The 20,732-nt window shown below is 71.5% G+C and carries 22 protein-coding genes; 6 read left to right on the top strand and 16 right to left on the bottom strand.

Annotated features, from left to right (window positions below; genetic code table 11):
• A partial coding sequence (locus VFN12_RS07770; RefSeq protein ID WP_325118065.1) for a VOC family protein occupies positions 1-279 on the top strand: 279 nt, incomplete at its 5' end.
• Between the two features lie 71 nt (positions 280-350).
• Positions 351-473, top strand: coding sequence for a hypothetical protein (locus tag VFN12_RS07775; protein ID WP_325118066.1), 123 nt, complete (start codon positions 351-353; stop codon positions 471-473).
• 8 nt (positions 474-481) lie between these two features.
• On the opposite strand, the gene VFN12_RS07780 is transcribed toward VFN12_RS07775, so the two are convergent.
• From VFN12_RS07780 to VFN12_RS07795, 4 genes are read right to left on the bottom strand one after another with little or no spacing between them, the layout of a single operon-like run.
• Positions 482-1,651 (bottom strand): lipid-transfer protein, encoded by a 1,170-nt coding sequence (locus VFN12_RS07780; protein WP_325118067.1) that lies wholly within the window; start codon positions 1,649-1,651, stop codon positions 482-484.
• Entirely contained in the window at positions 1,648-2,025 is a 378-nt protein-coding gene (locus VFN12_RS07785; RefSeq protein WP_325118068.1) for a beta-hydroxyacyl-ACP dehydratase, read from the bottom strand. The genes VFN12_RS07780 and VFN12_RS07785 overlap by 4 nt, the downstream gene beginning before the upstream one ends.
• A complete protein-coding gene (locus tag VFN12_RS07790) occupies positions 2,022-2,936 on the bottom strand; it encodes a bifunctional MaoC family dehydratase N-terminal/OB-fold nucleic acid binding domain-containing protein (protein WP_325118069.1) in 915 nt (304 codons plus the stop codon). The genes VFN12_RS07785 and VFN12_RS07790 overlap by 4 nt, the downstream gene beginning before the upstream one ends.
• Positions 2,937-2,947: 11 nt before the next feature.
• Positions 2,948-5,128 carry an acyl-CoA dehydrogenase gene (locus VFN12_RS07795; protein WP_325118070.1) on the bottom strand — a complete coding sequence of 727 codons (2,181 nt, stop codon included), beginning with the start codon at positions 5,126-5,128 and terminating at the stop codon, positions 2,948-2,950.
• An 81-nt stretch (positions 5,129-5,209) separates the two neighbouring features.
• Here VFN12_RS07795 and VFN12_RS07800 point away from each other — a divergent pair, with 81 nt between their 5' ends.
• Positions 5,210-6,115: an alpha/beta hydrolase gene (locus VFN12_RS07800; RefSeq protein ID WP_325118071.1), complete on the top strand. Its 906-nt coding sequence runs from the start codon at positions 5,210-5,212 to the stop codon at positions 6,113-6,115.
• Between the two features lie 92 nt (positions 6,116-6,207).
• On the opposite strand, the gene VFN12_RS07805 is transcribed toward VFN12_RS07800, so the two are convergent.
• Positions 6,208-7,662 (bottom strand): wax ester/triacylglycerol synthase family O-acyltransferase, encoded by a 1,455-nt coding sequence (locus VFN12_RS07805; protein WP_325118072.1) that lies wholly within the window; start codon positions 7,660-7,662, stop codon positions 6,208-6,210.
• 66 nt (positions 7,663-7,728) lie between these two features.
• On the opposite strand from VFN12_RS07805, the gene VFN12_RS07810 reads away from it, so the two are divergent.
• Complete coding sequence (locus VFN12_RS07810; RefSeq protein WP_325118073.1) at positions 7,729-8,991, top strand: alpha/beta hydrolase; 1,263 nt, start codon at positions 7,729-7,731, stop codon at positions 8,989-8,991.
• A gap of 9 nt (positions 8,992-9,000) precedes the next feature.
• Here the strand turns inward: VFN12_RS07810 and VFN12_RS07815 are convergent, their stop codons facing one another.
• Positions 9,001-11,151, bottom strand: coding sequence for an acyl-CoA dehydrogenase (locus VFN12_RS07815; protein WP_325118074.1), 2,151 nt, complete (start codon positions 11,149-11,151; stop codon positions 9,001-9,003).
• Between the two features lie 108 nt (positions 11,152-11,259).
• Between VFN12_RS07815 and VFN12_RS07820 the strand changes: the two genes are divergently transcribed.
• Entirely contained in the window at positions 11,260-11,955 is a 696-nt protein-coding gene (locus VFN12_RS07820; RefSeq protein WP_325118075.1) for a class I SAM-dependent methyltransferase, read from the top strand.
• On the opposite strand, the gene VFN12_RS07825 is transcribed toward VFN12_RS07820, so the two are convergent.
• The 3 genes from VFN12_RS07825 to VFN12_RS07835 are packed head-to-tail and all read right to left on the bottom strand — an operon-like array spanning position 11,926 to position 15,017.
• Positions 11,926-13,041, bottom strand: a complete 1,116-nt coding sequence (locus VFN12_RS07825; RefSeq protein ID WP_325118076.1) for a prenyltransferase — start codon at positions 13,039-13,041, stop codon at positions 11,926-11,928. The genes VFN12_RS07820 and VFN12_RS07825 overlap by 30 nt on opposite strands.
• Positions 13,031-13,765, bottom strand: coding sequence for a class I SAM-dependent methyltransferase (locus tag VFN12_RS07830; RefSeq protein WP_325118077.1), 735 nt, complete (start codon positions 13,763-13,765; stop codon positions 13,031-13,033). The genes VFN12_RS07825 and VFN12_RS07830 overlap by 11 nt, the downstream gene beginning before the upstream one ends.
• Complete coding sequence (locus VFN12_RS07835; RefSeq protein ID WP_325118078.1) at positions 13,752-15,017, bottom strand: glycosyltransferase family 4 protein; 1,266 nt, start codon at positions 15,015-15,017, stop codon at positions 13,752-13,754. Before VFN12_RS07835 ends, VFN12_RS07830 begins: the two co-directional genes overlap by 14 nt.
• 169 nt (positions 15,018-15,186) lie before the next feature.
• On the opposite strand from VFN12_RS07835, the gene VFN12_RS07840 reads away from it, so the two are divergent.
• Positions 15,187-15,786 (top strand): TetR family transcriptional regulator, encoded by a 600-nt coding sequence (locus tag VFN12_RS07840; RefSeq protein WP_325118079.1) that lies wholly within the window; start codon positions 15,187-15,189, stop codon positions 15,784-15,786.
• Between the two features lie 88 nt (positions 15,787-15,874).
• Here VFN12_RS07840 and VFN12_RS07845 read toward each other — a convergent pair whose 3' ends face one another.
• From VFN12_RS07845 to VFN12_RS07875, 7 genes are all read right to left on the bottom strand, one after another.
• Complete coding sequence (locus VFN12_RS07845) at positions 15,875-16,642, bottom strand: glucose 1-dehydrogenase (RefSeq protein ID WP_325118080.1); 768 nt, start codon at positions 16,640-16,642, stop codon at positions 15,875-15,877.
• A gap of 60 nt (positions 16,643-16,702) precedes the next feature.
• Complete coding sequence (locus VFN12_RS07850; protein ID WP_325118081.1) at positions 16,703-17,614, bottom strand: 3-oxoacyl-ACP reductase; 912 nt, start codon at positions 17,612-17,614, stop codon at positions 16,703-16,705.
• Positions 17,611-17,805 (bottom strand): ferredoxin, encoded by a 195-nt coding sequence (locus VFN12_RS07855; RefSeq protein ID WP_325118082.1) that lies wholly within the window; start codon positions 17,803-17,805, stop codon positions 17,611-17,613. The genes VFN12_RS07850 and VFN12_RS07855 overlap by 4 nt, the downstream gene beginning before the upstream one ends.
• Before the next feature lie 57 nt (positions 17,806-17,862).
• A complete protein-coding gene (locus VFN12_RS07860; protein WP_325118083.1) occupies positions 17,863-18,345 on the bottom strand; it encodes a pyridoxamine 5'-phosphate oxidase family protein in 483 nt (160 codons plus the stop codon).
• A complete protein-coding gene (locus VFN12_RS07865; RefSeq protein ID WP_325118084.1) occupies positions 18,342-19,334 on the bottom strand; it encodes an NAD(P)/FAD-dependent oxidoreductase in 993 nt (330 codons plus the stop codon). Before VFN12_RS07865 ends, VFN12_RS07860 begins: the two co-directional genes overlap by 4 nt.
• A 101-nt stretch (positions 19,335-19,435) precedes the next feature.
• Entirely contained in the window at positions 19,436-20,209 is a 774-nt protein-coding gene (locus VFN12_RS07870; RefSeq protein ID WP_325118085.1) for a hypothetical protein, read from the bottom strand.
• Positions 20,210-20,213: 4 nt separating this feature from the next.
• Positions 20,214-20,729, bottom strand: coding sequence for a hypothetical protein (locus VFN12_RS07875; protein WP_325118086.1), 516 nt, complete (start codon positions 20,727-20,729; stop codon positions 20,214-20,216).
• Positions 20,730-20,732 lie beyond the last annotated feature (3 nt).

Consider the following 20,732-nt stretch of genomic DNA (forward strand, 5'->3'; position numbering starts at 1 on the left):
GGTGACGACAGCATCGTGGACCCGGCGGGCGAGGGCCCGCGCATCTGGTTCCAGGTCGTCCCTGAGCGGAAGTCGGTCAAGAACCGTCTCCACATCGACGTCAACGCCAGCGGCGGGCGCGAGGCGCCCCTCGACCTCAGGCGCGAGCGCGTCGAGGCCGAGGTACGACGGCTGGTGTCCCTCGGCGCCACGCGACTGCACACGGTCTCCGAGGAGGGACTCGACCACTACGCGGTCGCCATGACCGACCCCGAGAGGAACGAGTTCGACATCAACTGACCAGGGGCCGGCGCCGAGCGGCCGCTCCGGTGCGTGACTCCCCCAGATCGGCGGCGTAGCCTTGGATCGAGGTGGTCACCGTGCCGATGTGGTTGATTGTCGCGATCGCGATTTCGAGCTTTCTCATCCTGATGCTGGGGCTCGCCTTCGCCTGGTCGAAGTGGATGACCCGCCCGGAGAGTCCCGAGGACTGAGCGCCTGCTCAGGCCGAGAGCACCAGCCCGCTCGTGGGTACGCCGGTTCCGGCCGTGACCAGCACGTGCGCGACGTCGTCGACCTGGTTGACCGACGTACGCCGCACCTGGCGGACCGCCTCGGCGATGCCGTTCATGCCGTGGATGTAGGCCTCGCCGAGCTGGCCGCCGTGCGTGTTGATCGGTAGCCGCCCGCCGATCTCGATGGCGCCGTCGGCGATGAAGCCCGGCGCCTCTCCCCGCCCGCAGAAGCCGAGCTCCTCGAGCTGCATCAGGACGTAGGGCGTGAAGTGGTCGTAGAGGACGGCGGTCTGGATGTCCTCGGGCCCGAGACCGGACTGACGCCACAGCTCGCGGCCGACCACGCCCATCTCGGGGACGCCGATGTCGCCGCGGTAGTAGGACGTCATCACGAACTGCTCCGGCGCACTCCCCTGCGCCGCCGCGGCGACGAACGCCGGGGGGTGCGGCAGGTCGCGGGCGCGTTCGGCCGACACCACCACCAGTGCCACCGCGCCGTCACTCTCCTGGCAGCAGTCGAGCAGGTGGAGCGGGTCGACGATCATCCGCGACGCCTGGTGGTCCTCCAGGGTGATCGGCTTGCCGTAGAAGAACGCCTGGGGGTTGGTGGCGGCGTGCCGCCGGTCGGCGACCGCGACCCGGCCGAAGTCCTCCGACGTGGCGCCGTGGTCGTGCAGGTAGCGCTGGGCCTGCATCGCCACCATCGCGGCCGGCGTGGTCAGGCCGTGGGGGTAGGACCAGGCGTTGTCGAGGCCGTTGGTGTTGACCTGCTCGTTGGCCCACACCGAGGCCCGGCCGAAACGCTGGCCGGAGCGCTCGTTGAACCCCCGGTAGCAGACCACCACGTCGGCGACGCCGGTCGCGACCGCCATCGCGGCCTGCTGGACGATGCCGCACGCCGCACCGCCGCCGTAGCTGATCCGGCTGAAGAACCTCAGCTCACCCATCCCGAGCTCGCGGGCGACCGCGACCTCCGACGACGTGTCCATCGTGAACGTCGTCAGGCCGTCGACGTCGCTGGGGGCGAGCCCGCAGTCGGCGAGCGCCGCCCGGATCGCCTCGACCGAGAGCTGCAGCTCGGAGCGGCCCGACTCCTTGGAGAACTCGGTCGCGCCGATGCCGGCGATCGCGGCCCGGCCGGAGAGTGCCGCCGTCATCGCAGTGTCACCGTCGCCGTCACGTGGTCGCCCCTGACCTGGTCGCCCTGCGCGACCACGCCCACCACGGACACGGTGTCACCGTCGCGGGTGCCGGTGAAGGTGAGCTCGTCGCCCGGGTGGGCCGGCGCGCCGAGCCGCAGCGCGATCCCGGCCAGGTCGACCTCGCCCGAACCCATGTCACGCAGCGTGTCGGTCACGTAGCGCTGCACCAGCCCGGTCGTGGTGAGGATGTTGAGGAAGATGTCCTGCGACCCGTAGGACTGGGCGAGGTCGCGGTCGTGGTGGACGTCCTGGAAGTCGCGGGTGGCGATCGCCGTGCTCACGACGAGCGTGGTCGTGACCGGCAGCCGCCACTCGGGGAGGTTGTTCATTCCTGCCTCCAGACGGGGAGGGTGAGGCCGTCGTCGATGCGCCGGAAGTCGACGGACACGGGCATGCCGATCTCGATCTTCTCCGGCTCGATGTCGACCAGCTCCCCGACCATCCGGACGCCCTCCTCGAGGTCGACGACGGCGAGCAGGATCGGCAGCTCGCGCCCCGGGACGGGCGGGTGCCGGTGCACGACGTAGGAGAAGACGGTGCCGCGGCCGGAGGCGACGACGTACCCGCGGTCCAGCGCCCCGCACTCGGGGCAGGCCGGGCCCGGTGGGTGACGCAGTGCGCCGCAGGCGTTGCAGGTCTGGATCCGGAGCTCGCCGGCCTGTGTGCCCTCCCAGAAGTACGCCGTGTCTCGGTTCTGCTGCGGGCGGAGGACGAACTCGCCGGGATCGGGCACCGGTTCCTTCGGCAGGAACTTCAGCACCCGGAACAGCATGCTGGCGACCACTTCGCTGCGTCCATCGGGATGGGCGACGCGCCACACGTTGCGGGTGGTCACGAAGTAGCCCTCGCCGACGCCGGTCTGCTTGGGCCCCACCACCGACTCGAGCCGGGTGGTGACCGTGAGCTCCTCGCCGACGCGGAGCGGACGGGCGTACTCCTGCTCGCAGTTGGTGCCGAGCACTCCGGTGAAGCCGGCGTCGGTGAGCACGGTCATCATCGAGTGCAGCGGGTCGTCGGGGTCCCGCGTCGGGTGCAGTCCGCCCATCGTCCACACCTGGAGCATCGCGGGCGGCGCCTCACCCGCCCGCCAGCGCGGGTCGGAGTCGCCGATCGCCTCGACCCAGTTGTTGATCATCGGCTGGTTGACCGGGTCGCGGCCGGGTCGCGGCGAGGTCTCGCCCCTGGCCCTGATCCGCTCGGCGGCGGACATGATGTCGTCGTGGGTCGCAGTCTCGGTCATCGTGGGGTGGGTCATCGGGGCACCCGCGGCAGGCCGAGGCCGAACATCGTGATCAGCTCCCGCTGGACCTCGTTGACGCCGCCACCGAAGGTGAGCACGAGGTTCCGCTTGGCCTGCTTGTCGAGGTAGTCCGCGAGGTCCCCGGTCGCGGGGTCGGCGAGATCGCCGTACCGGTGCACGATCCCGGCCAGCACCCGGCCGAGTCGCTGGACCTGGTCGGAGGCGAACACCTTCGACGCCGACGCGTCGGCGACGTCGACCTCACCCGCCTCGGCGGTCCTGGCGACCTGCCAGTTGAGCAGCTCGTTGACGCGGAAGACCGCGGTCGCGTCCGCCAGCGCGGCACGGACGTCGGGCTCGTCGAGGACGCCGGCCCGGTCGGCCCAGGCGGCCACCCGGTCGCGGAGTCCCTCGATCCGGCCCGCGGGGCCGAGCATCACGCGTTCGTGGTTGAGCTGGGTGGTGATCAGCTTCCACCCCTGGTTCTCCTCCCCCACCAGCATGTCGGCCGGCACGCGTACGTCGTTGAGGTAGACCGCGTTGGTGTGGTGGGCGCCGTCGGCGGTGATGATGGGCGTCCAGGAGTAGCCGGGGTCGGAGGTGTCGACGATCAGGATCGAGATGCCCTGGTGCTTCGGGGCGTCCCGATCGGTCCGGCAGGCCAGCCACAGGTAGTCGGCCTGGTGACCGCCGGTGGTCCAGAGCTTCTGGCCGTTCACGACGTAGTGGTCACCATCGCGCCGGGCGCTCGTGCGCAGCGAGGCGAGGTCGGTGCCGGCGTCCGGCTCGCTGTAGCCGATCGCGAAGTGGACGTCGCCGGCGAGGATCCGCTTGAGGAAGAGGTCCTTCTGACGGTCGGTGCCGTAGCGGATCAGCGTCGGACCGACCGTCTGCAGGGTCACGGCGGGCAGGTGGACGTCGGCGCGCTGCGCCTCGTTGGCGAAGATCGTCTGCTCGACCTCGCCGAGCCCGTGGCCGCCGTACTCCTCGGGCCAGCCGACGCCCATCCAGCCGTCGTCGCCCATCTTCCGGATCGTCTTCTGGTACGTCGCGCCGTGGCGGTCGGTGGCCATCTCGCGGTGCTCGTCGTCGTCGGCCAGGCCGGTGAAGTAGTCGCGGAGCTCGGCCTTGAGCTCTCGCTGCGACTCGGTGAGCTCGAGGTTCTTGGCCTGCGGGTCCTCGATCCGGACCGCCTCGGCCGTCAGCACCGGGCCGCCGAGGGCACGGGTGAGGTCGGTGACCCACGAGAAGTAGCGGTGCAGGGGGTAGGTCTCGTCGACGCCCATGCCGCCGTGCAGGTGCTGGCAGGTGTGCAGCGCGGGGAGGCCTTCGACGCAGGTCCAGTGCGCGGCGACGGCGAGGTCGTCGGTCGCGTCGAGCCCCTCGGCCACGCGCCAGGCCGCGTTGTCGGCGGCCAGGCTGACGGTCCGGGACGCGATGTAGACGTCGGCGACCTGCTGGGCGACGGCCTGGAACTCCGCCAGCTTGCGGCCGAACTGCTCGCGGCCCTTGACGTAGTCGGCAGTCAGGTCGCGCGCGCCCGCCAGCACCCCGGCGGCGGTGAGGCAGAGCCCGGCGACCGCGAGCCGGCGCAGGATCCCGGCGGCGTCGTCACCCGGGAGGACCTCGGCCTCGGCACCGCTGAGGACCACCGTGTGCTCGATCGCCCCACGTGAGGAGGGAGAGGGCAGCAGGGTCACCCCGTCGGTCCTCGGGTCGAGGAGGGCGACCACGACCCGCTCGCCGTCGTACGCCGGCACGAGCAGCGCCGCCGCATCCTCGGCGTAGGTCACGCCGATCTTGCGGCCGGTCAGGCGGCCGGCCGCCAGGGTCGTCGCGGGCATCTCCGGGATCCCGGAGCCGGCCTCCCGGAGCGCGGGGGTGAGCACCACCTCTCCGGTGCCCACCCCGGGGAGCAGCCGCCGTCGTTGCTCCTCGCTCCCGGCCGCGGCCAGGACCAGCGCGCCGCAGCAGAGCGTCTCCCAGACCGGCAGCGCTCCGGCCCGGCGGCCCACCTCGCGCAGCAGCACGGAGACCTCGGGCAGGCCGAGCCCCTCGCCGCCGTACGCCTCGGGCACCGGGAGGGACAGCAGCCCGGCCGAGGCGAGCCCGGCCCAGTCGGCGTCGCGGTCCAGCGCCTGACGGACCACGTCACCGACGGCGGCCTGGGTCTCGGCGACTTCAGGGCTCACCGGCGTCTACTCCTCGGGGGTGCTGTCGGATCGGTCGTCACAAACTGTAACCTGTTCTAGTCCCGCCAGCGAGGAGGCCTCGTGTCCTTTCTGTCACCGCGCCAGCTCGTGCGCCGTTCGTTCTACCTGCCCTGGGCCCCGATTCCGGACGGCCGGATGGTGGAGCTTCCGGGGCGAGGCTCGACCTACGTCACGGACACGCCGGGCCCCCGCAAGGACTCCCCCACGATCGTGCTGCTGCACGCGCTGGGCTGCACCGGACTGCTGACGTGGTACCCGTCCGTCCGGCCCCTGGCCGAGCGGTACCGGGTGGTCACGCTCGACCAGCGCTGGCACGGCCGGGGCATCAAGTCCGAGGAGTTCTCGCTCCACGACTGCGCCGACGACGCCGCGGCCCTGCTCGACGTGCTCGGCATCGACCAGGCGATCCTCGCCGGCTACTCCATGGGCTCGATCATCGCCCAGCGCGTCTGGCGCCAGCACCCGTCCCGGGTGGCCGGGCTGGTGCTCTGCGCGACCACCGACCGGTTCCGGTCGAGCCCGTCGGAGCGGGTGTTCCACGCCGGCCTGGAGTTCGCGATGCTGGGCACCCGCCAGGTCTCGCGATCCCGGACGGCGGTGCGGTCGGCCCGGGTGTTCGCGGAGGCGCTGGACCTCGACTCCGACCTGCACGACTGGGCGATGCGGGAGTTCCGCAGCACCAGCCCGTGGGCGGTCGGCCAGGCGGTCGCGGCGCTCGGGCGTCACCACTCGCGACCGTGGCTCTCGACGATCGACGTCCCCACCGCGGTGGTCGTCACCAACGACGACAAGGTCGTCCCGACCAAGCGCCAGCTCGACGTCGCGCGGCGCATCCCGGCGGCGACGGTGCACGACATCGACGCCGGGCACGCCTGCTGCGTCATGGAGGCGGAGAAGTTCGTCCCGGTCTTCGTCGAGGCGGTCGCGACGGTCTACGCCCGCCACCGCGCCCGCCCACCCCGTTGAGTTGGGGATTCCGGTCCTTTGAGTCGGGGATCCGCGTCGCCCGGGTGACGGGAATCCCCTTTTCGACGGTCGGGAATCCCCGACTCAACGAGCTAGGCCTTGGGGGCGGCCGCCTTCTTGGAGGTCTTCTTGCTGGTGATCGGCGTCGCCTGCTGCTGCGCCGCGACGGCCGAGCTGAGCCGGTCCAGCTCGACGGGGAAGCGCCGCACCAGGTCGTCGACGTCGGGCATCGACTCGCGACAGGCGATGATCCCGACGTGCATGTGGCCGTGGTTGGACGCCACCGTGATGTTGACGCCGGCTCCGTGGAACACCGGGCCGAGCGGGTAGAGCGCCTCGATCTTCGCCCCCGTGAAGTAGAGCGGGATCGGCGGGCCCGGCACGTTGGAGATCACCAGGTTGTGCACGACCGGGTGCCGCTCGGCGAGACGGAGCCCGGCGTAGGCGCGGACGGCCAGCCCGAAGGTGCGGGGCGCCGCGAACTCGGCCCAGTCCTGCAGGGAGTCCGCGCTGATCGCGTTGTGGTGCTCCTTGGCATGGCGGTTGGCCGAGGACAGGTCGTCGAGCCTCTCGAGCGGGTCCTCGACGTCGGTGCCGAGCTTGGCGAAGAGCGCGGACACCTTGTTGGCGCCATCGGACCGCTTCGACTCCTCGCGCACCGAGACGGGGACCGTCGCCAGCAGCGAGTTCGACGGCAGCTCACCGCGGTCCTCGAGGTAGGAGCGCAGGGCTCCGCCCGAGACGGCCAGGACCACGTCGTTGACGGTCGTGCCGGTCGCCTTCTTGACCGCCTTGATGTCCTCGAGGCTCATGTCGGCCAGGCCGATGGTCCGGTGACCGGTGATGGTGCCGTTGAAGGAGGTACGGGGCGCCGAGAACGGCGCTGCCATCGCGGTGCCCTCGCGGGCCCGGCCCAGGGTCTTGGTGATCAGCTGCGTCGACGGGGCCAGCAGCCTCGCGGCGGTGAGAGGACGGGTGAGCGTGGTCATCATTCCCCGCCCGAGCAGCTCCAGCTCCCGCGGATCCCGCCCGAACCCGGTGTCGTCCTTCTCGGCGATCGGGGGTGCGTCCGGCTCGAGGCTGCACAGATGGGAGATCAGGTTCGCTCCGGAGACCCCGTCGACCGTCGCGTGGTGCATCTTGGAGAAGACCGCGATCTTGTCGCCCTCATAGCCCTCGATGATCCACATCTCCCACAGCGGCCGGGAGCGGTCCAGGGGCTGGCCGGCGAGGTGGCCGCACAGCTCGACCAGCTCGTCGTACCCGCCGGGCTGCGGAAGGGCGAGCCGGTGGACATGGCGATCGATGTCGAAGTGGGTGTCACGCACCCAGATCGGGTGGTCGAGCTTGAGCGGGACCTTGCGCAGCTTGCGGGTGAAGTGCGGGACGTCGTGGACCCGGTTGTCGATCTCGGACTGCATCCCCTTGAAGGAGTAGCCCTCGGGCATCGTGGCCGGGTCCAGCACGATGAGGCCGCAGACGTGCATGAGCTGCTCGGGGGTCTCGAGGTAGAGGAAGCTCGCGTCGAGTCCGGACAATCGATCCATGGGCTCATCCTATCCGAAACTGGAACGCGTTCTAATTTCTGAGGGTTCTGGACTAGCATCTCAGCCGTGTCCTTCCTGCGTCGACAGCTCGTCACGGTTGCTCTCACGGCCAACGCGATCCGGCCGGTGCCGGGGTTCCGCGCCGGCGTACCGGCCTTCTTCGCCGGCTGGCTGACCGGCGAGCTCGCCCCCCACCTGCTCGCCCTCACCGTCGCGGACGCGGCGGCGAACGCCGCCAGCGGGAAACGGCGCGACCGGACGGGACTCGCCCTGGCCGGCGTCGCGTCCGCCGGCCTGGCCTACCTGGTGGCGGAGAGCCGCAAGGTGCAGCATCACGCCGAGGACGCCCTGGTCGAGGGCCTCGGCGTCGACTACGTCGAGCAGCTGGACACCGCGCCCACCCCGGACGACCTGGCCACACCCTGGCGCAAGCTGGTCAACCCCTTCCGGATGCGCGAGGTCGGGGTGCGGGTGGAGAAGGACCTCCGCTACAGCGACGCCGGCCGCCGCGGCCTCCTCGACATCTACCTGCCCGACGTCGAGGACCTGGCGGGCGCTCCGGTCCTGCTGCAGGTGCACGGGGGCGGCTGGACGATCGGCACCAAGGACCAGCAGGGCATCCCGCTCATGCAGCACATGGCCTCGAAGGGCTGGGTCTGCGTCGCGATCAACTACCGGCTCGCGCCGCGCGACCCCTTCCCCGCGCACATCGTCGACGTGAAGAAGGCCATCGCGTGGATCCGGGAGAACATCGCCGCCTACGGCGGGGACCCCGACTACCTCGCCATCACCGGAGGCTCGGCGGGCGGCCACCTGTCCGCGCTCGCCGCCCTTACTCCCAACGACCCGGACTACCAGCCCGGCTTCGAGGACGCCGACACCACCGTGCAGGTCGCCGTGCCGCACTACGGGGTCTACGACTTCGCCGGTGTCACCGGGCTGCGCAGCGCCGAGCTGCTCCGGGACTCGTTCCTCGCGCCGCGGATCTTCCAGAAGCCCTGGCCCGAGGCGCGCGCGGACTTCGAGGCTGCCTCCCCCCTGCTGCGCATCACCCCCGAGGCGCCCGACTTCTTCGTCCTGCACGGGGTCCACGACACGCTCGTCCCCGTCGCGCAGGCGCGGCTCTTCGTCGACGAGCTCAAGGCGGTCTCGAAGAGGACGGTGGTGTACGCCGAGCTGCCCGGCGCCCAGCACGCCTTCGACATCTTCCCCTCGGTCAGGTCGGCGCACGTCGTCCGCGCCATCGACCGCTACCTCCACTGGCACTGGAACCGCTGGCGGGGCGCGCGGACCACGTCCGGTCCGGAGTCGGTCTCCTCCTCGGGCTGACCCTCGGCGTCAGCGCGGCAGGCCCAGGATCCGCTCGGCAGCGACGTTGCGGAGGATCTGCGTCGTACCGCCGGCGATCGACAGGCACCGGGTCAGCAGCATCTCGTGCACGTCCTGCTCGACCTCCTCACCCCCGAGCACGACCCTGGCGCCGTGCAGGTCGACCACGAGCTCGGAGGCGTCCTGCCGGCTGCGCACGCCGAGCAGCTTGGCCACGCTGGACTCCGCGCCGGGGCCCTGCCCGGCCAGCGACCGGAGCGTGGAGCGGGTGCCGAGCAGCGAGCAGACCGTCGCCAGGGCCACGGCGTGCCCGACGCGGACCTGCTCCGCCGGCGAGGCGGACGGCGCCAGCGAGACCGCACGCTCGGTGCTCACGCCGAGCCGGGACCCGGCCATGGCCACCCGTTCGTTGGCCAGGGTGGTGCGGGCCAGCCGCCATCCGTCGCCTGGTTCGCCCACCACGCAGTCGTCGCCCACGAAGACGTCGTCGAGGAACACCTCGTTGAACATGGCGTCCCCGGTCATCTCCCGCAGCGGGCGGATGTCCACTCCGTCGGCCCGCATGTCGAGCAGGAAGTAGGTGATCCCCCGGTGCTGCGGGACGTCCGGGTCGGTCCGTGCCAGGCAGATCGCCCAGTCGGCGTCATGCGCCAGGGAGGTCCACACCTTCTGCCCGGTGAGCCGCCATCCCTCCTCACCTGCCGGTCCGGTGGCGCGCACGGCGCGGGTGCGGAGGGAGGCGAGATCCGAGCCGGCGCCCGGCTCGCTGAACAGCTGGCACCAGGTCAGCTCGCCGAGCAGGGTCGGCCGCACGAAGCGCTCACGTTGGTCCGCCGATCCGTGCGCCAGGACCGTGGGCGCTGCCCAGCCGCCGATCTTGAGGTCCGGTCGCTCGACCCCCGCCGCGGCGAGCTCCTCGTCGATGACGAGCTGGGTCACCGCGTCGGCGGCGAGCCCGTGGGGCTCGGGCCAGTGAGGGGTCAGGTATCCCGACTCGACCAGGGCGGTGCGCTGCCGGTCCACCGGGGCCGCGGCGATCTCGGCCACGCGACGGCGTACGTCGTCTCGGACGGCCACGTCGCGACCGCCGAGGTCGACCTCCGTCCGGCGTCGCTGACCCGCGACGGCGCGCTGGGCCAGCGACGCCGCCCACGCGTCGGGCGAGCCCAGCAGGCTGCGCAGCGACACCGCGCGCCGCAGGTAGAGGTGGGCATCGTGCTCGAACGTGAACCCGATGCCGCCGAGCACCTGGATGCACGCCTGGGCGTTGCGCACCGCACCGTCCAGCGCGACCGCCCCGGCGACGTCCGCCGCAAAGGCCCACTGGTCGTCGTCACCGCCGGCCACCGACGCCGCGTCCCAGGCGGCGGCCGTGACCGCTTCGGCGGTCTCGAGCATCTCGGCGCACAGGTGCTTGATCGCCTGGAAGCTGCCGATCCTGGCACCGAACTGCTCCCGCACGCCGGCGTACTCCACCGCCGTCTCGAGGCACCAGCGAGCGATCCCGGACGCCTCGGCGGCAGCCAGGGTGACTGCCGCCCGCCGCAGCCGGGCCGCGTCGAGGGCGGGGACGGGCTCGAGCTCGTCGGTCGCGAGGTCGACCGTCACCGACCCGAAGCGCCGGGTCAGGTCGAGACCGGCGGGTCGCGTGCCCGAGGACGACCTCTGGGTCGGCGTCGAGCACTCGACCCGGGCCGCCGGAACCACGAACCAGGCCTCGGCTCCCCCGGGCTCCCGTCCTCCGAGCAGCAGGTGGGTGGCACCGGGCGCGTCCCAGACCACCTCGACCGTGCCCGCCAGGCGCTCACCGACGATCAGCCAGGGCTCGAGGGCGAGCCCGACCCGGGCACCGGGCAGCTCCGTCGAGGGCGGCAGGACGACCGACGCGATGGCCGTGGCCAGGAGCGGTCCGGGCACCAGGCCGTGGGCACAGGCCTCGAGGGCCACTGCCAGGTCCAGCACCGTGCCGCCGCCACCGCCCGCGGACTCGGCCAGCGCGATCGTCGCGACACCCATCTCGCCGACGGCACCCCAGGCGTCGTCGAAGGTCGCGGCCGGGTCGCCCTCCTCCGCGCGGGCGGCGTCGGGACCACCCACGGTGGCCGCCCACTTGCGCAGGCTGGCCGCGAGCTCCGCGTGCTCCTCGGAGATGCCCAGCACCACTACCTCCCATTCGCCGACCCGCCCGAAACTTTCGGGCGGGTCAGCGTGAACGTCTGCATGAGACCACCAGAATTAGAACGTGTTCTACATCCTACGCTGGGCGCCGTGCCCGACACCACCGGCAGCCCCGATATCAACCACGACCTCAGCCCCGTCATGCCACACGACCTGCACGCGCACGCCGTGGCCGCCAAGGGGTTCATGCCCGACGACGAGGGCCTGCTGCTGCACCGCGCCGCCCGCGAGCGGCTGCCGGCCGGGCCGGTCCTGGAGGTGGGCACCTACTGCGGCAAGTCGGCGATCTACCTCGGCGCCGCGGCCCGCGAGGTGGGCGGGACCGTCTTCACCGTCGACCACCACCGGGGTTCTGAGGAGAACCAGGCGGGCTGGGAGCACCACGACCCGTCACTCGTGGACGACGAGCTCGGGCTGATGGACACCCTGCCGACGCTGCGCACCACCCTCGCCCGGGCCGGGCTCGAGGACCAGGTGGTGGTGGTCGTCGGGAAGTCGACCACGGTGTCGGCACACTGGCGCACGCCCCTGTCGATGCTCTTCATCGACGGCGGTCACGCCGAGGTGCACGCCCACAACGACTACACCGGGTGGGCGCGCTGGCTGATGGCCGGCGGCTGGCTGGTGATCCACGACGTGTTCCCGGATCCCGCCGACGGCGGCCGGCCGCCGTACGACGTGTTCGTGCGGGCGCTCGCCGGCGGCAGCTTCGAGGAGGTCGAGGCGCTGGGGTCGATGCGGGTGCTGCGACGGGTCTCAGGGGACGCCGGCGACGTCCTCGTCTGAGACGCGGCACTCACACTCGAGCCCGAACTCCGCGAACTCGGCCGGCAGCGTGGCTCCGCGCATGATGTCGGAGCCGTGCGAGCCCTCGCCGAGGGCGTCAGCCGCCAGGATCACCGCCGCCGCCGTGTACGTCGTGTGCTCGGCCGGCCAGTTCACGGCGTCCGGATAGACGTAGCCCGTCCAGTAGCCGCCCTCGGGTGTGCGCAGGTGCTGCATGTCGCCGAACAGCCGGAGCGCCTTCTCCCGCTCTCCGACCGCGTCGAGCGCGAGCACCAGCTCGCAGGTCTCCGCGCCGGTGACCCAGGGGTTGGTGTCGACGCACCTGATCCCGAGCCCGGGCACCACGAAGTCGTCCCAGCGGCTCTCGAGCAGGCGCCGTCCGCGGTAACCCCGGACCGCGCCACCCAGCACGGGGTAGTACCAGTCCATCGAGAACGTGCTCTTGTCGAGGAACAGGTCGCGGTGCTCGCGCAGCGCGTGCCCCAGGCGGCCACCGGCGAGCTCCCACTCCGGCTGTGGGTCGTCCATGAGCTCCGAGAGCGCCACCCCGGCACGCAACGACTGGTAGATGCTGGAGGAGCCCGCGACCAGGGCTTCCCGGTTGACCGCCGCCGGGCGACCGTCGGCCCACTCGCGCGACCAGGCGATGCCCCCGAAGGGCAGCTGCATCGACACCACCCAGTCCAGGCCGCGGCGTACCGCTGGCCAGTGACGGCGTACGAAGTCGGCGTCGCCGCGGACCAGCCAGTTGTGCCAGACGCCCACGGCGAGGTACGCCGACATGTTGGTCTCGCCGCTGTGGTCCTCGATCTCCCCACCGACGATCTTCATCGGCCACGAGCCGTCCTCACGCTGGGTCTCCACGCACCAGGCGAAGGCCCGGTCGGAGGCCTCGACCTGTCCACCGACCAGCAGCGCCATCGCCGCCTCGACGTGGTTCCAGACGTCGGTGTGCGCCCCGACAGTCCACGGAACGGCGCCGTCGGGCTCCTGCGCGGCCGCGATCACGGCAGCGGTCTGCTCGACCTGGGCGGGGGTCAGCAGGCCGTCCACCCCCGGGACGGCGGCGGCTCGGTCAGGATGCATCCGGCCCCCCCGGTTCGGGCTTGGTGAAGTACAGCACCATGCTCTTGCCCACGATCGGGTTGAGGACCCGCTCCGCGAGACGGGTGGTCCGCGGCCGGCTCATGATGTCCCAGACCAGGACCCGGTGGTAGGCGCGGACCAGCGGATGCCGGTCGTTGTCCACGCCGACCGCACACTTGATCCACCAGTACGGCGTGTGGAGGCCGTGGGCGTGGTCCTTGCCGGTGAACGTCAGTCCCGCGTCGGTGGCCTTGCCGATCAGCTCGGCGTCGGAGTAGATCCTGATGTGGCCGCCGGGCGTGTCGTGGTACTCGTCGGAGAGCTTCCAGCAGACCAGCTCGGGGAACCAGCGCGGGACGGTCAGCGCGATCGTGCCACCGGGCCGCAGGACCCGCACCAGCTCGCGGATGGCCGCGATGTCGGCGGGGATGTGCTCGAGCACCTCGGCCGCCACGATCCGGTCGAACTCCCCGTCGGCGAAGGGCAGCGAGAGGGCGTCGCCCTCCTTGACATCGGCGTCGGCGCCCTCGGGCACCTCGCCGGCCTCCCGCATCGCCACGAAGAGCTCGCGGACCCCCGCCAGCTCGTCGGCGTCCTGGTCGAAGGCGATGACGTCGGCGCCGCGTCGGTACATCTCGAACGCGTGGCGGCCTGCCCCGCACCCCATGTCCAGCACGCGCTCGCCGGGGCGCAGCCCCAGCCGGTCGAAGTCAACGGTCAGCACGAGGGTCCTCCTGGTCTGCTGTCTGTCCTGCGGTCCGGTCGTCGATCGCGCCCTGGTACGCCGCGGCGGTGGCCGCGGCCACGGCCCGCCAGCTGAAGAGCTCCTGCACCCGTCGGCGACCGGCAGCCCCCATCCGGGCCCGGCGGTCCGGGTCGTCGAGCATCCGCTCGAGGGCCTGCTCGAGCTCGCCCACGTCACCCGGGGTGACCAGGTCGGCGCACTGACCGTCCTCGCCGACGACCTCGGGGATCGCGCCGGCGCGGGAGACCACCAGCGGGGTGGCGCAGGCCATCAGCTCCGCGGTCGGGAGGCTGAAGCCCTCGTAGAGCGAGGGCACGCAGGCGATCTCCGCCGAGCCCATCAGCTCGACGAGGTCTGCGTCGCTGACCCCGTGGACGAAGCGCACCGAGTCGCCGATGCCGAGCCGGTCGATCATCTGCTCGGTGCGTCCGCCGGGCTGCGGCTTGCTGACCAGGACGAGCTCGACGTCGCGCTCGGTGCGCAGCTTGGCGAACGCCTCGAGCAGCGTGGCGATGCCCTTCATCGGGGCGTCGGCGCTGGCCATGGCGAGGATGCGCCCGGGGACCCGTGGCCGGGTCGGCGGTGCGAACCCGTCGTCGACGCCGAGCAGGATGACCTGCATCCGGGCGGGGTCGACGCCGAAGTCCCGCGCGATGTCGCGTCGGGAGGCCTCCGACGGGGTCAGGATCCGGCGGGCCTGCCGGGCGACCTTGCCCTGCATCCGCAGGAAGCCGTACCAGCGTCGTACGGCCAGCTTGCGGCGGAGGGTCGGCGCGGCCTCGAGGTCGATCCGCCGGTCGAAGGTGATCGGGTGGTGGATGGTGGTGACCATCGGCAGTCCGAGCCGCTCGATGTCGAGCATCCCGTAGGCCAGCACCTGGTTGTCGTGGACGACGTCGAAGTCGCCGACCCGCTCGGCCAGCAGCCGCGCCACGCGGCGGGCGAACGTCCGGGGCTCGGGGAAGCCGCCGACGCACATGGTGAGGAACTCCTGGACGTCGACCAGGTCGCGGAACTCCCGTGGCCTGGGGACGCGGAAGGGGTCGGGCTCGCGGTAGAGGTCCAGGCTCGGCACCTTGGTCAACCGGACGCCCGGATCGAGCTCGGGATAGGGCTGTCCGGAGAAGACCTCGACCTCGTGGCCGAGGTTCACCAGCTCCCGGCTCAGGTGCCGGACGTAGACGCCCTGGCCCCCGCAGTGGGGCTTGCTCCGGTAGGACAGCAGTGCCACACGCAAACGCCTCGTCCTCTCTCTCGCGCCCTCCGACGTGGGGCTGGATGCCCCGGTTCGTCGGGGTGACACGCCGGGCAGGACGAAGTGAAACGTGTTCCTATTATGCCTGACCGGTTGCTAGCCTAGACGCCGTGTCCCAGCAGAGGATCCAGCTACGGAGGAACCGGTGACCAGCACCAACTCGCTGACCGCCGACGACCTCGGCTCGGCCGCCCAGCGCGACCGCCGCAAGCGCATCCTCGACGCCACGATCGCCCTCGCGACGCGGGGCGGGTTCGACGCGGTGCAGATGCGCGCGGTCGCCGAGCAGGCTGACGTCGCCCTCGGGACGCTCTACCGCTACTTCCCGTCCAAGATCCACCTGCTCGTCTCGGCCCTCGGCCGCGAGTTCGAGAAGGCGGAGGCGGCCGGTCGCGGCAAGCCGATCCCCGGCGACACACCGCACGAGCGGGTGATGTACGTGCTCGGCCGCACCACCCGGGGCCTCCAGGGCGAGCCCCACCTCACCGAGGCCCTCACCCGGGCCTTCATGTTCGCCGACGCGTCGGTGCAGAACGAGATCCACCACGTCGGCATGCTGATGACCTCGATGCTGACCAGGGCCATGCAGCCCGGCAAGACCGACCTCACCGAGGAGGACGTCGCGATCGCGAAGGTGATCGGCGACGTCTGGCTCGCCGCCCTCGTCGGCTGGGTCACCGGCCGCACGACCTCCGAGGACGTCACCCGCCAGATGGACGTCGCGGTCCGGCTCCTCCTGCGCTGACCCGCCCGAAACTTTCGGGCGGCTCAGCGGCTCTGGAGACCGGTGGTTGAGGAGCGAGCGAACGCGCGCGTCACGAAACCCGGGCGGGTCACCCTCCGAAGGCGTGCGTGGCGGTCACGCCGCCGTCCACGGCGATCTCGGCACCGGTGACGTAGGCGCTCTCGTCGCTGGCCAGGAAGACGTACGCCGGCGCCACGTCCGCGGGCACGCCCACGCGGCGCATCGGCACCTTGCTGGCACCGAACTCCATGGCCACGTCGCCCCCGTGGGCCTGGGTCATCGGGGTGTTGATCATGCCGGGGTGCACCGAGTTGACCCGGATGTTGCGGGAGGCGAGCTCGTGCGAGACGGCCTTGGTCATGCCGCGGATCGCCCACTTGGAGGCGCAGTACGCCGACACCGAGCCCATGCCGCCGAGCCCCTCCACGGAGGAGGCGTTGATGATCGAGCCGCCGCCCTGACGCTTCATCGTCGGCACGACCGCCTTCATGCCGAGGAAGCAGCCGCCCTGGTTGACCCGCCAGACCAGCTCCGCCTCCTCCAGGGTCATCTCGTCGATCTGGCCGAAGCGCAGGATCCCGGCGTTGTTGACCAGCACGTCGATCCGGCCCCACCGCTCGATGGTCTCCGCCACGAGAGTGGTCCAGGAGCTCTCGTCGGTGACGTCGTGGTGCCGGAACTCGGCGACACCCTGCTCAGCTCTGGCGAGCTCCTCGGCCAGCGCGACGCCCGGCTCCTTCGCGACGTCGGCGATCACCACGCGGGCGCCCTCGGCCACGAAGGCGCGCACGATCGCCTCACCCTGGCCCTGGGCGCCACCGGTGACGATGGCGATCTTGTCGGTCAGTCGACCCATGGTTCTGTTTCCTTTCGGCTTGCGGGGTATCGAGGCTCGGGCCCTGACGGCCCTCACACCTCAACCTCCTCGCTGCGCTCGGACCTTCAGCTGCATGACGGAGTCCGCCGCGAACCCGACGGCGGGGTCGCGGTCCTCGAAGTAGCCACCGACCTGCTTGGCCAGGTCGTCGAGGCTCCAGAGGTCACCGGAGGCGTCGAACCGCTGCTCCACCACCGGCGCGGCGAGGAGCGCCACCATGCCGCCGTACACGACGAACACCTGGCCGGTGATCCGCTCGGCGGCCGGCGAGGCGAGGTAGGCCACGAGCGGAGCGACGTGCTCGGGCGAGTAGGGGTCGACCGCGAGACCGGACTCGTCGTCGCCGAAGACCTCGGCGGTCATCGCGGTCCGCGCCCGGGGGCAGATGGCGTTGGCGCGCACGCCGATCCGGCCCAGCCCGCGGGCGGTCGAGAGCGTGAGCGCGGTGATGCCGGCCTTGGCCGCCGCGTAGTTGGCCTGCCCCGGGGACCCGCCGAGGAACGCCTCGGAGGCCGTGTTGACCACGCTGCCGTAGACGGGCCCACCGCTCCCCTTGGACCTGCCACGCCAGTACGCCGCAGCGTTGCGGGAGAGCAGGAAGTGCCCGCGCAGGTGCACCCGGATCACGTCGTCCCACTCGTCGTCGGTGAGGTTGAACAGCATCCGGTCGCGAGTGATCCCGGCGTTGTTGACCACGACGTCGAGCCCCCCGAGCTCGTCGACGGCGGCGGCCACCAGGGCGTCGGCCGTGGACCGCTCCCCCACGTCACCACCCACGACGACCGCCTCACCGCCGCCGGAGCGGATCTCCTCCGCCGCCTCGTCCGCCGCACCCGGGAGGTCGTTGAGCACCACCCGGGCACCGGCCGCCGCCAGCGCCAGCGCCTCGGCCCGGCCGAGACCGGCTCCGGCCCCGGTGACCACGGCGACGCGACCATCCAGATCGGTCACGCGTCCTCCAGCGAGATCGCCGCACGCGGGCAGGAGGCGACGGCCTGCTTGACCCGCTCGAGGTTCTCCTCGGTGGTCTCGTCCGTCTTCAGCTGCAGGAAGTCGTCGTCGTCCACCTCAAAGACGTCGGGGGCGATCCCCTCGCACAGGGCGTTGGACTCGCACAGGTCGAAGTCGACCTTGATCTTCATGCTGGTCTCCTCTCGTGTTCCGGGGTTTCGAGGCTCGGCCGTGACCGGCCTCGCACCTCAACCACCGGTGGTCATCTTGTGGTGGTCCCAGGTGGCGAGGTGGTCGGGATGCACCACGACCCCGATCCGCTTCGACACCTGCCGCTCGACCTGCTCCCGGCCGATCTCCCCCAGCTGTTCGAAGGAGTCGGCCCCGACCATCCGGGTGGCCACGGCCGAGCCGATGGCACGGATCCGGTCCGGCTCGCGAACCAGCTCCGCCTTGCCCGTGATCGAGACCCCGCGCAGCTCGAAGTAGTCGACTCCGTCCTCCACGAGGCAGCTGAGCCGCGGGTCGCGTTCGAGGTTGCGGATCTTCTGGCTGGAGCCGTAGGTCCAGAACGCGATCCGGCCCTCGTCGAGCACGTAGAAGAGCGTGGTCAGGTGCGGTACGCCGTCCCGGCCGGTCGTGGCGACCTGGACCTTGAGGTGCTCGGCCAGGAAGGCCGCGACCTCCTCGTCGGTCATGCGGACCGCCTCCCGCGAGCTCGCAGTACTCATGGGACGTCGCTCGAGTGGCCGGGGAAGACGTGGGCGCTCGGGTCGATGGCGACCGCGGCGTTGTTGACGGCGGTGGCGGCCTCCCCGAAGCCGACCGCGATCAGCCGCACCTTGCCGGGGTACTCGGTGATGTCCCCCGCGGCGAACACCCGCTCGAGGTTGGTCCGCATCGCGGAGTCCACCACGACGTGCCGCTTCTCGACCTCGATCCCCCACTCCTGCAGGGGCCCGAGGTCGGCGACGAAGCCGAGCGCCGCCACCAGCGCCTGGCAGGGGCGCGTGACCACCTCCCCGTCGACGTCGATGTCGACCGTCTCCAGCCCGCCGCCGTTCGCGCCGCCGTTGAGCGCGGTGACCTGGGCCCTGGTCAGGATCTCCACCGAGGTGGCCTGCACCTGCTCGACCGTGCGCTGGTGGGCGCGGAACTTGTCGCGCCGGTGGACCAGCGTCACAGAAGCGGCCAGCGGCTCGAGGTGGAGGGCCCAGTCGAAGGCACTGTCGCCGCCCCCGACGATGACGACGTCCTTGCCGGCGTACGGGGCGAAGCTCGGGACGAAGAACTCCAGGCCCTTGCCGAGCCAGCCGTCGCCGGCCGGGAGCGGGCGGGGGCTGAACTTGCCGATGCCCGCGGTGATCAGCACCGCCTTGGCGCGGATCTCGGTCCCGTCGTCGAGGCCGATGGTGACGCTGTCCGCGTCGTGGCGCAGGCTCGTCGCGGTCCGGTCGAGGAAGTACTCAGGCTTGGCCGTCCCGGCCTGCTCCACCAGCCCGTCCACCAGGTCACGACCCTTGACGTTGGGGAAGCCGGCAACGTCGAAGATCGCCTTCTCCGGGTACATCGCGGTGATCTGACCGCCCAGCTCCGGCAGCGAGTCGACCACCGCGACCCGGAATCCGCGGAAGCCCGCGTAGTAGGCGGCGAACAGGCCGGTCGGCCCGGCGCCCACGATCAGCAGGTCGGTCTCGGCACGTGAGGGTTGGGAGGTCACGTCAGGATCCTTCCCCTTCACGCGTCACGGGCTCAAGGCCCCGGCCACCCCCAGCCTACTGAAACACGTTCTAATTTCGACAGGCTCAATCCAGAAGTTTTCTACTTGGTCTCGATGTCGGAGACCAGCCATCCCTGCTCGGTGTCCACCACCGTGACCAGCGCCCGGTAGGGCGTGTAGGACGTGTCCTTGCCGTCGGTCGTGACGTACTGGTTGAGGAAGAGCAGTGCCTCCACCTGGCTCGGTGAGGCGCGGACGACGCCGGCGGCGGCGACCTCGACCTGGACCTCCTTCCTGGCGTCGACGAACTGCTCGCGCACGTCCTCCGCGGTCTGGCGGTAGCGGCCGGCGAACTCGTCGGTCATCATGCTCACCGCCTGGTCGACCTGTTCGTCGTAGTTCGTGTACGACGTCGAGACGATCTCGTCCGCGGCCTCGCTCGCGGCCTCGACGGCCGACCGGTGCGCCACCTCGCCGGTCACGACCGGCCGGTCGGAGGACACCACGGGATCCTCGCGCAGCCAGAGGTACCACCCCTCGAACGCGGCGACCCCGATCAGCACCACCAGGGCCACCACGAGCACGAGCGTGGTGCGGAGGCCGGAGGAACCGTCCGACGGCACGGCCGGGGTCGGCGGCGGAGGCGCCGGTGACGGATCGGCCACCGCCCCCGGCGGCGGTGGCTCCGTCTGCGGAGGCTGCGGCGGGGCGTCGGCGGCCGGGGCCTCGGTGGCCCCGTCGTCGACCGGGTCATGGAGCTTGTCCGCGGGTGGCTGGCCACGACCCGCGACCTGGCGCGGGCGGCCGGTGGGGTTGCGGGATCCGACGACCGGGCGGGTGGGCCGACGGCCGGACGGACGGGAGGTCGAGGTCACGTGATCAGCCCACGAACTGGAGGTCGTTGGTCAACCAGCGTCCGTTCTCACGGACGAGGTCGAGCCGGAGGCGGAAGTTGCGGGCCACGGGCTGGTTCTGCGTCTGCCGGTTGGCGACGGTGCCCGACGTGGCCGCGATGACCGTGGCGCTGTCCTGGTCGACGTCGACGACCCCCGCCCACAGCACCTCGCCCTCCATCACCGACTTCTCCTGCTTGAGCACCTGGAGCACGCCCTCGGTCGAGGAGGAGTACTGCTTCTTGAACTCCCCGGTCGCACCCTCGGCCACCTTGTCGACGCTGGCCTGTGCGTCGTCGTACCGGATGTTGATGAAGGCCTCGGCCTCGTCGCTGGCGGCCTCGAGCACCTCGCCGTAGCGCTCCTGCTCGGCCTGGGCGCGTTCCCGGGCCTCGTGCGTGCGCCACGCCATCACGCCGCCCACGACGCACAGGCAGGCGACCAGCACGGTCACGACGTAGAGGGCGATGTTGCGACGCGAGAGGGAAGCGGGCGCCTTCACCGG

It is taken from the genome of Nocardioides sp. (assembly GCF_035703625.1).
GTDB lineage: Bacteria > Actinomycetota > Actinomycetes > Propionibacteriales > Nocardioidaceae > Nocardioides.

Bases quoted from the DNA above. Each gene is read 5' to 3' on its own strand.
- VFN12_RS07780 (WP_325118067.1), bottom strand. From the start codon at position 1,651: ATGACGGCGGCACTCTCCGGCCGGGCCGCGATCGCCGGCATCGGCGCG.
- VFN12_RS07860 (WP_325118083.1), bottom strand. From the start codon at position 18,345: ATGAGTACTGCGAGCTCGCGGGAGGCGGTCCGCATGACCGACGAGGAG.
- VFN12_RS07805 (WP_325118072.1), bottom strand. From the start codon at position 7,662: ATGGATCGATTGTCCGGACTCGACGCGAGCTTCCTCTACCTCGAGACC.
- VFN12_RS07825 (WP_325118076.1), bottom strand. From the start codon at position 13,041: ATGCATCCTGACCGAGCCGCCGCCGTCCCGGGGGTGGACGGCCTGCTG.
- VFN12_RS07845 (WP_325118080.1), bottom strand. From the start codon at position 16,642: ATGGGTCGACTGACCGACAAGATCGCCATCGTCACCGGTGGCGCCCAG.
- VFN12_RS07785 (WP_325118068.1), bottom strand. From the start codon at position 2,025: ATGAACAACCTCCCCGAGTGGCGGCTGCCGGTCACGACCACGCTCGTC.
- VFN12_RS07790 (WP_325118069.1), bottom strand. From the start codon at position 2,936: ATGACCGAGACTGCGACCCACGACGACATCATGTCCGCCGCCGAGCGG.
- VFN12_RS07855 (WP_325118082.1), bottom strand. From the start codon at position 17,805: ATGAAGATCAAGGTCGACTTCGACCTGTGCGAGTCCAACGCCCTGTGC.